Annotated in this window: 6 protein-coding genes and 1 pseudogene; 4 read left to right on the forward strand and 3 right to left on the reverse strand. The window is 59.2% G+C overall.

Going from position 1 to position 8,863, the window contains the following annotated elements:
- Window positions 1–232: 232 nt before the first annotated feature.
- Window positions 233–561: pseudogene (locus KHP07_RS29760) on the forward strand (sigma 54-interacting transcriptional regulator); the annotation flags it as partial.
- Window positions 562–619: 58 nt separating this feature from the next.
- Here KHP07_RS29760 and KHP07_RS18305 read toward each other — a convergent pair.
- Entirely contained in the window at window positions 620–2,032 is a 1,413-nt protein-coding gene (locus KHP07_RS18305) for an aminotransferase-like domain-containing protein (RefSeq protein ID WP_214497689.1), read from the reverse strand.
- A 123-nt stretch (window positions 2,033–2,155) separates the two neighbouring features.
- On the opposite strand from KHP07_RS18305, the gene KHP07_RS18310 reads away from it, so the two are divergent.
- The 3 genes from KHP07_RS18310 to KHP07_RS18320 all read left to right on the forward strand — a co-directional run bounded on the left by KHP07_RS18310 (window position 2,156) and on the right by KHP07_RS18320 (window position 5,206).
- Window positions 2,156–2,788 (forward strand): LysE family translocator, encoded by a 633-nt coding sequence (locus tag KHP07_RS18310; protein WP_214497690.1) that lies wholly within the window; start codon window positions 2,156–2,158, stop codon window positions 2,786–2,788.
- Between the two features lie 82 nt (window positions 2,789–2,870).
- Window positions 2,871–3,929, forward strand: coding sequence for a diguanylate cyclase (locus KHP07_RS18315; RefSeq protein WP_214497691.1), 1,059 nt, complete (start codon window positions 2,871–2,873; stop codon window positions 3,927–3,929).
- Between the two features lie 47 nt (window positions 3,930–3,976).
- Window positions 3,977–5,206 carry a M20/M25/M40 family metallo-hydrolase gene (locus tag KHP07_RS18320; RefSeq protein ID WP_078048222.1) on the forward strand — a complete coding sequence of 410 codons (1,230 nt, stop codon included), beginning with the start codon at window positions 3,977–3,979 and terminating at the stop codon, window positions 5,204–5,206.
- 215 nt (window positions 5,207–5,421) lie between these two features.
- On the opposite strand, the gene KHP07_RS18325 is transcribed toward KHP07_RS18320, so the two are convergent.
- Window positions 5,422–5,784, reverse strand: a complete 363-nt coding sequence (locus KHP07_RS18325; RefSeq protein WP_214497692.1) for a hypothetical protein — start codon at window positions 5,782–5,784, stop codon at window positions 5,422–5,424.
- On the reverse strand, window positions 5,781–8,863 hold a 3,083-nt coding region (locus tag KHP07_RS18330; RefSeq protein ID WP_214497693.1), incomplete at its 5' end, for an RHS repeat-associated core domain-containing protein. The genes KHP07_RS18325 and KHP07_RS18330, both read right to left, overlap by 4 nt.

Here is an 8,863-nt window from a genome sequence, read left to right on the forward strand (position 1 = left end):
ATTGGGCCGCAGTCTAGCCACTGGCGACGGCCTTGCCTTGTGCCCTTTGTATTGCAGTGTATCTGGTGATAAGGAGATACACGACGAAGCAAAATTGCCGGTACGACAGGCTCTATTCCGCAGGGTTGCCGATAAACGGTTATGTACTAAGGGATTTTTAATATTTCTAGTTATATGTGTCGCTGGGTAAAGTCGCCGCTCCTTTGTCTATCTCGCCGCTGGGAAATTGTTCATGAACCGTCCCCACGGGCAGCCCACGCCGATCCTGACCTTGCCCCAGGGTGAAAAAGACCCGCTGTCGATCCGCGCCAAGGCCCTGGTGTTTTCCGACCCGCACTCGCTGCAACGTTCTCGGGAGCGTCGGGGCGGCGTATCGGCTGGTTTGAAGAAGCCGATGGCGGCACCTTGTTCCTGAATGAAATCGGCGACCTGCCATTGCCCCTGCAGGTGAAGTTGCTGCGAGTGTTGCAGGAACAGGAGGTGGTGCGCGTGGGCTCGCGCAAGCCGATCAAGATCAATATCCGCCTGGTGACCGCCACCAACATCGACCTGCGCACGGCGGATCTGCTGGGGATCACCCGCAACACCATGCGCACGTTGCTGGTCAATCACGGCATGCTCAAGGGGCGTGCGAAGCCCTGAGCAGCAACGATTCAAACACCTGCTGCACCTGCGGCTCATCGCTGTGGGCTACATTGAAACGCATCGAATCACGATGCGCCGGGTCGTTGCCGAACAGCACGCCCGGCGCCAGCACCATGCCCTGTTTCAACGCCGCCTGGGCGAGCAATTCACCGCTCACTCCCGGCGGCAAGCGCGCCCAGATGAACATCCCGCCCTCATAGCCCAGCGGCAGTTCGCAGCCGCACCGTTTGAGCCATTGCTCGACGCGCCCACCGGCCTCCATCAAACGTTGCACCGTACGCTTGCGATGCTTGGCGTAGCTGCCTTCGCTGAGCATGCGGTAGACGATCTGTTCGAACAATTCCGAGGTCAAGCCGCCGCTCATCAGCTTCATGTTGGTGAGGTTGGCCGCCAGTTGCGGCGCCGCCACCACATAGCTGACGCGCGCGTTGGCGCTGAGAATCTTGGAAAACCCCGACAGGTAGGTGACCTGGTCGAGGCCGGCGAGGGCGGCCAGGCGTGGTGCTGGGTTGGGGTGCAGGTCGCCGTAGAGGTCGTCCTCGACGATGTGGCACGCGTAGCGCTGGGTCAGTTGCAACAGGCGAAACGCCTGGCCCGGGCTGAAGGAATGGCCAGTCGGGTTCTGCAGGACGCTGGTGGTGAGGTACAGGCTGGGCCGGTGTTCGGCCAATAGCTGTTCGAGGGCCGTGAAGTCAAACCCGTCGGGACGGCGCTGGATCGTCACTACCTTGACCCCGTGCAGGGCCAGGTTGGCGTGGAAGTTGAAATAACACGGCGCATCCAGCAGCACCGTGTCGCCAGGCCGTGCCAGCAGGCGCATGAGCATGTCCAGGCCTTGCACGGTGTTGGGGGTGGTGATGATCTGCTCCACCGGCACCGACAGGCCTTCGCCGTGCAGCTTTTGTTGCAGGGCCTGGCGCAACGGCAGCAGCCCGGCCGGTGTACCGAGCCCGGCGATGCGCAATGACGGCGCGCGCACCACGCTGCGCATGGCTTGGCGAATGGCGTCACTGTCCAGCCAGGCCTCGGGCAAGTGGCCGCCGCCGGGGCGCAGGTCGCCGGAGATCGTCGCGAGCGGGCGCCGCAGTACGCTGAGCAAGTCCTGGGGCAGTAAATCCACCCAGTTCGTGGTGGCCGTATGGGTGCGATCGATAGCCACGAAGTAACCACGGCCCTGGCTGGAGGTGAGCAGGTGGCGCCCGCGCAGGCGGTCGAGGGCTTCATTCAGGGTGAACTTGCTTACGCCCAGCACCTGGGTCAGTTCGCGCACCGACGGCAACTTGCTGCCCGCGGCCCATTCACCGTTTTCGATGGCCCGGCTGAACGCCTCGACAATCTGTTGCACCTTGGGGGTACCCGCCACAAAGGCGATGGCCGATACGAACATGGGACTTCCTTATCTTTACAGGTGATTTTACCGGTGAAGTTCGGGCGGATTAGGCCTCACTTTACCTGCCTCGTGCAATGCCAAGTGCCTAGACTGCCCGCTCTCTTCCCCAGGTCTTCGGCCATGACAAGTGCGTTAACCCTCTCTTCGTTCCTCTACTTTCTGTTGTTTTGCGCCACCATGACGTTCAGCCCCGGCCCCATGACCCTGCTACTGTTGAGCCTGGGCCTGCGCGACGGCCTGCGCAGCTCGATTCCCGCGCAGATCGGCGCCAGTGTGTCGTACCTGATTTCGATCCTGATCTTTGCCGTGGGCTTTTCCGAGCTGATCAAGGGCCACCCTGGTATCACCCAGGCCATCCAGGTGATCGGCGTCGCGTACATCCTCCACCTTGCCTACAAACAGTGGACCAGCAGCGGCGTAGTGATCGAACGGATCGGCCATGTGGAAGCGTCGCGCAGCTTGTTTGGCAAGGGCTTGCTGACGGGGTTTTCCAACCCCAAGACCCTCATCATGTTCAGCGCGGTATTCCCCCAGTTTGCCGGGACCGGTGAGCACGTCTCGAGGCTGGACGTCGCCATCCTCGGGCTGACCTTCCTGGTGCTGCAGTTCGCCAGCGGCTGCCTGTATTGCTATTTCGGCCAGCGCATCAAGCACGTGCTGGAAGACCCCAGGCGCCGTGTGCTGTTGCAGCGCATCACCGCCGTGATGCTGCTGGGCGTGGCGTTGATGCTGGCGCGGGGCTTTGCACACTGAGCGTTTTGAAGGCATGAGCGGTAGTGGCGAATTACTGGCCCCCTGATAGACTCCAGGCATTCACTCAGGATCTCACTCCGCCATGTCAGCTGCAGAAGGAAACGGACTTCCGCTCGCTTCACGGCTGTACAAATCCCGCACCCTCGGGTTGACGCTTGGATGTGTCTGCGTGGTGTTCGGGATGTATCCCCTGGACCCCGCCTGGTGGGTGTGGGCGTGGATGCTGATCAACGCGTTTGCCTGGCCGCACCTGGCCTATCAACTGTCCCTGCGCAGCGCCAACGCCCTGCGCAGCGAACGGCGCAACCTGCTGTTCGACTCGTTTTGCGGCGGGTTCTGGGTCGGCGCCATGCACTTCAACCCGCTGCCGAGCGTGACCACCTTGTCGATGATGACCATGAACAACGTGGCCATCGGCGGCCCGCGCTTCATGCTGGCGGGGTGGGTGGCGCAGGCGCTGGGCATCGGCGCGGCATTGTTGGTGTTCGCCCCGGCATTCATTGCCGTGACTACCCAGGCGCAGCTCTACGCCTGCTTGCCGATCCTGATGCTGTATCCGCTGGCCCTGGGCTGGATCTGCTACCGCCAGGCGGTGACCCTGGCGCGACACAAGCGCGAGCTGTTGGCGCTGAGCCGCACCGACAGCCTGTCCGGCCTGCTCAATCACGGTGCCTGGAAGGACCACCTGGAAATCGAGTTCCAGCGCTGCCGCCGTGGCTCGGCCGGCGCCGCCATCGCGTTGATCGACATCGATCACTTCAAGGTCATCAACGACACTTACGGCCATGTCACCGGCGATATTGTCCTGCGCCAACTGAGCAAAGTGCTGCGCCAGAACCTGCGCGCCACCGACCTGGCCGGGCGTTACGGTGGCGACGAGTTCTGCGTGATCCTGCCGGACATGGCCCTCAACCGAGCCACCGAAGTGATGGATGCGTTGCGCGACCGCTTCAACGCCCTGGCCTACGCCCAGGCCCCGACCTTACGCGTCAGCCTGAGCATCGGCCTGGCGCCGTATCAACCGAACCATGCAGATTCCACAAGCTGGTTGAACGACGCCGACCAGGCCTTGTACGAGGCCAAGAGCAGCGGGCGAAACCGTGTGAGTTCCGTGCAGGGGAGTTGGTTGCGATCGATCTAGTGGGGTAGGGTGTGGCAGCCCCTCCAACAACAATCAAGGATCGGTTCATGCTCTTCACCTTCTCCCGCACCCTCCTGGCCGCCACCCTGGCCGTGTCCTTCGCCGTGCCGGCCTACAGCGCCGAACCCCATAAACAGATCCAGGCACAATCCGAACAGTACAAGGCCGACGCCCTGAAACTGCTGGAGCGCCTGGTGAATATCGACTCGGGTTCTGGCTATGAGCCGGGCCTGACGCAAGTGCGCGACATTGCCGTGGATGAGCTGAAACAGCTGGGCTTCTCCATCGAGCTGGTGCCGGACAAAGCGGCCAACAACAGTCACGTGGTGGCCACCCTCAAAGGCACCGGCAAGGCCAGGATCCTGCTGATGGCGCACATGGACACGGTGTTCAAGGAAGGCTCGGCCGCCGAGCGCCCGTTCCATATCAAGGACGGGCGCGCCTATGGCCCGGGCGTGATGGATGACAAGGGTGGCATCGTCGCCGGCATCTACGCGCTCAAAGTCCTCAAGGACCAGGGCTTCAAGGACTACGCGCAGATCACCTTCCTGCTCGACGCCAGCGAAGAAACCGGCTCCGACGCCGCCTCCGAACTGATCCGCAAAACCGCCAAGGCCCACGACGTCACCCTCAACCTCGAACCCGGCCGCCCCGCCGACGGCCTGGTGGTATGGCGCAAAGGCAGCGCCACCGCCGTGGTCGAGGTCAAAGGCAAAGCCGCCCACGCGGGCGTCGCCCCGGAACTCGGCCGCAACGCCGCCATGGAAGCGGCGCACCAGATCCTGCAACTGGGCAAACTGGGCGACGAAGAGAAGAAAACCACCATCAACTTCACCGTAATCAAGGCCGGCGACCGCACCAACGTCATCCCCGACCAAGCCACCGCCAAGGCCGACGTACGCGCGGCCTTGCCAGAAGAATTTGACCGCATCGAGAAAGACCTGGCCCGCGTATCGGCCAATAAACTGATCCCCGAGACAGAAGTGAAGACCACCCTGCAGCGCGGTCTGCCACCGATGCCGCAGACGCCGGAGTCGGACAAATTGGTCGCGATTGCCCAGGGCATTTATGGTGAGTTGGGTAAGACGTTGACGATTGAAGGCAGTGGTGGCGCGGCGGATGCGAGTTTGTCAGCCGGGGTAGGGACGCCGACGTTGGATGGGTTTGGGATTGTTGGCGGGAATATCCATACACCGGAGGAGTATGCGGAGGTGGAGAGCGTCGCGCCGCGGGTTTATTTGTTGAGTCGGATGATTATGGAGCTTTCGAAGCGGTGATTTTCCGCTGAATGACACCCTTTTTTGTAGTGAGCAGGCTTGCCCTGCGTTGGGCTGCGCAGCAGCCCCAAAATCAGACAATGCCGGTTCACCTGAAAACACCCATCGTCTGGATTGGGGCCGCTTCGCGGCCCAACGCGAGCAAGCGAGGGGTGGTACTAAGTTGAATGGTCTTCAATGCTTGCTATTTGTGGTAATACTATTCAGTTCCTACGTTATTTTTTATGTAATTCTGTCTCGTTTCGGTAACTCTTGAGACGTTCAAGCAGTACTGCCATGAATGCTCTTTTGTTAGTTATCTCGTCTTCGAAGTATGTGTCAAATAGATAAAAGATAGATTCAAAATCTTCCTCTTTCGATAGGTAATGCTCAATGGTTTCTATAAACCAAACCTGCTCATCCTCCTTGTATGAGAGGAATTCCGGTTTGGTTAAAATGTCGAATAGCTCTGAAAGTTCAGCTTTGCTATTTACATTTTTTGAAGTTATGACTTCTTCTCTTTCTAGATCTTTGGTGTTTTCTGTGCTGTAAGTAAATAATAAGCCTTGCAATATCGCAAGGTCTGGTTTTCTTTTCATCTGTCGAATTCCGTATAGGCTGTGATTGGTTTTCCATCTGTGTTTAAATGCACAACTGCTTTAGTTTGCTTTCCATATTCTAGACCTTCTCTTTTATATCCTTCGCCGATAATTTTCCCCATATCCATAGGTCTTGAGGTTTCTGCTCGGCCATTGAGTTTAAATATCAGAATAGCTCGCTCAATTGCATTAAATTGATCTCTGTGACTAAGAAAGTGCGTGGCAGCACTTGGTGGTCTTGGTGTGCCTGCTCTTCTTCCTCTGTCAAAGATCTCGATCTCGCCAGTAGTCGGATTTCTAGCGGTTGTTACCCGCTCAAGTTGGGACGCCAATGGGGTTTGAGCCCCATGTTTTTCCAAGAAGTGTGCTCCTGGAATTGATGTCTCAAGCTCCGCTAATCGTCGATGAATGTTTGACTCAGCCAACTCATCAATTCTTGTTTGACGCTCAGCGCGCGTTAGTTGTGGTAAAGCAGGCTCTCCGTCATTGACGTTTAGCGCAGAGCTTTGAGAAATGGCGCCTTGCTTGCAACCATCTCCGCCAGGACATGAGCTCAACCCTAACGGATCAACCCATCCCGTAGGATTGGGCACGTACCGGTAGGCATTGATCCCACCCGCCAGCTTCACCGGATCAGGCGTCAGGTAACGACCAACATCTGGATTGTAGTAGCGATGGCGGTTGTAGTGCAGTCCGCTTTCTTGATCGAAATACTGTCCCTGAAAGCGCAGCGGGTTTTTGACTTTTCCTATGTCGAGACGGCTGATTTCGCCGTAGGCACGGTAATGCGCGGACCAGACGATTTCGCCATCCGGGGCGGTGAGTTCCTGTGGGGTGCCGAGGTGGTCGAGTTGGTAGTGGTAGGGCTTGGTTTCCTTTGGGCCGAAGCCTTCCAGCAGGGCCAGCGGGCGGAAGCTGTCGGGTTCGTAGAGGTAGCTGCGGTGGCGGTTCGCGTGGTGCTCGGCGATGAGTTTGTCGCCCTGCCAGAAGAACTCGGTCGTTATGTCATCAACGGTTTTGCTGATGCGGCGGCCAAATGGGTCGTAGCGGTAGCTAGCGGTCTTGCCGTTGGGCGTCTTAACGCCGATCAGCCGATGCTGGCAGTCGTAGCGGTATTCGGTGACGAGTCGATGGCCTTTGCCGCGTCGTTCGCGGATGAGGTTGCCGAAGGCGTCGTAGTCGTAGTGGTGGTCGCCCTGGATCATCAGGCGGTTGCCGGCGACGATGTCGGGGCCGGGGCGGTTTTGCATGAGCAGGTTGCCGGCGGGGTCGTGGCCGAAGCGTTCTTGCTCGTCTTGGGTGTGGTCGGCGCGGGTAAGGCGGCTTAGGGGGTCGTAGTGGTAGCGGTGGTCGCCCTTGCGGGTGTCGAGCAGGCGGGTGAGGTTGCTGGATTTGTCGTAGTCGTAATGACGGCGGTATAGCGGGCCTTCGGCGTCGTTGATGCTCTGGGTGAACAGGCGTCCCTGGTGGTCGTGTTGGTAGTGGCTGAGCAGTTGGCCTTGTTGGCGCTGCTGTTCGCGACCCGCAGTAAAGAGGTGCGAGATGAGTACTGCGCCGTTCAGTTCGACGGTGGCGAGGTGACCGCCTTTGTCGTGATTGAACGTGAGGCGGTTGTTGTCCGGCAGGCGTAGGTTTCGAAGGTTGCCGCAGGCGTCGTAGCCGTAGCGCAGGGTGCCCCAGCCTTGGTGTTCGGCGGTGAGGCGGTTTTGAGCGTCGTATTCGTAGGCCAGGGCCCAATGGCCATCTTCGACGCTGAGGAGATTGCCCTGGCGGTCGTAGGCGTAATCAACCTTGTTGCCATCAGGTAAGGTTTTTCTTACGAGCCGACCGGCATGGTCGCGCTCGTAGCGGGTAACGAGCTGACTACCGTCATCACCGTGTTCGGTCTTTTCCTGCAGGTTGCCATTGAGGTCGTAGACGTAAGCGGTGCGCTGACCATCAAACCCGATTTCCTGCTGGATCAGGCCGTTAGGGTGGTAAGCGAGTTTGTAGGTCTCGCCGACTTCATTCTTGATCTCGGTCAGCAGCAAACGCGCATTGTCGTAGCGGTAGTTGACCTGGCTACCATCGGCATTGATACGTCGGCTGATCAGGTGCAGGCCGTCTGCATATTCGTAACGAGTAACGTGCCCCAGTTCATCGCGCTCGGCGGTGATTTTTCCGTAGGGGTTGTAGCTGTATTCCCTGAACTCGCCGCCTGGCGGCACAACGCGAATCAACCGACCCACGCTGTCCCACTGATACTGGGTCAGCGCGCCATGCTCATCCTCCCGCGCAATTTGTCGCCCAAGATCGTCATAGCGATAGCGCTTGAATCCCCCATTCGGCAACTGCTCCTCAAGCAACTGCCCACGCTCATTCCAAACCAGCCGCTGACAGCTATGATCCGGGTACCAAACCCCAACCAGCTGCCCGTATTTGTTGTAGCTGTAGTCAGTCACATGACCGTCAGGATCGGTCTTGCGCGTTACATCGCCTTGATCATTGCGCTCATACTTCCAAACCGCCTGACCCCGCCTTACAACCCGTACGAACCCGTTGTCATGCTCGTAGGTCGTTGGCTCATCGTCCCCCGGAAATAACGCCACCAAGCGCCCAGCTTCGTCGTACTGATACGCCGTGATCGCGCCCAGCGGATCCTGCTCAACCGTCAGCCGCCCGTTGTCATCGTAGGACTTGAAGTGCTCGGCCCCGTCCGGATCCACCCGCTGCACCAGCCGTGCGCGCTGGTCATGCACGTAGACTTCCTGGCTGCCATCGGCGTTAAACACCGTGACCTGCCCGTTGTCGTCCCAGGCATACCGCGTGTCCATCTGCGAAAAGCTCGCCCAATGCCGGACACACCGCGCCGCCTTGCCAGCCCGTTCCCACTCCCAGTAGAAACTCGCCCCACCGGCCAAGCCGCGTTCAAGAATGACGTGCTGATCGTCGTACCGATAAACCTCGCTTTCACCGACAGCGTTAGTCGCTGAAATCAGTCGGCCAAGGTCGTCATAGGCGTAGGAAACAACCGTCTGTTCCGTCACCCAAACATACGGACCCTCGTCCACGATGCGTTGAATTTGGTAGTCCACCGCCA

The sequence above is a fragment of the Pseudomonas sp. VS40 genome (genome assembly GCF_018587885.1).
GTDB classification, from domain to species: Bacteria; Pseudomonadota; Gammaproteobacteria; order Pseudomonadales; family Pseudomonadaceae; genus Aquipseudomonas; species Aquipseudomonas pergaminensis.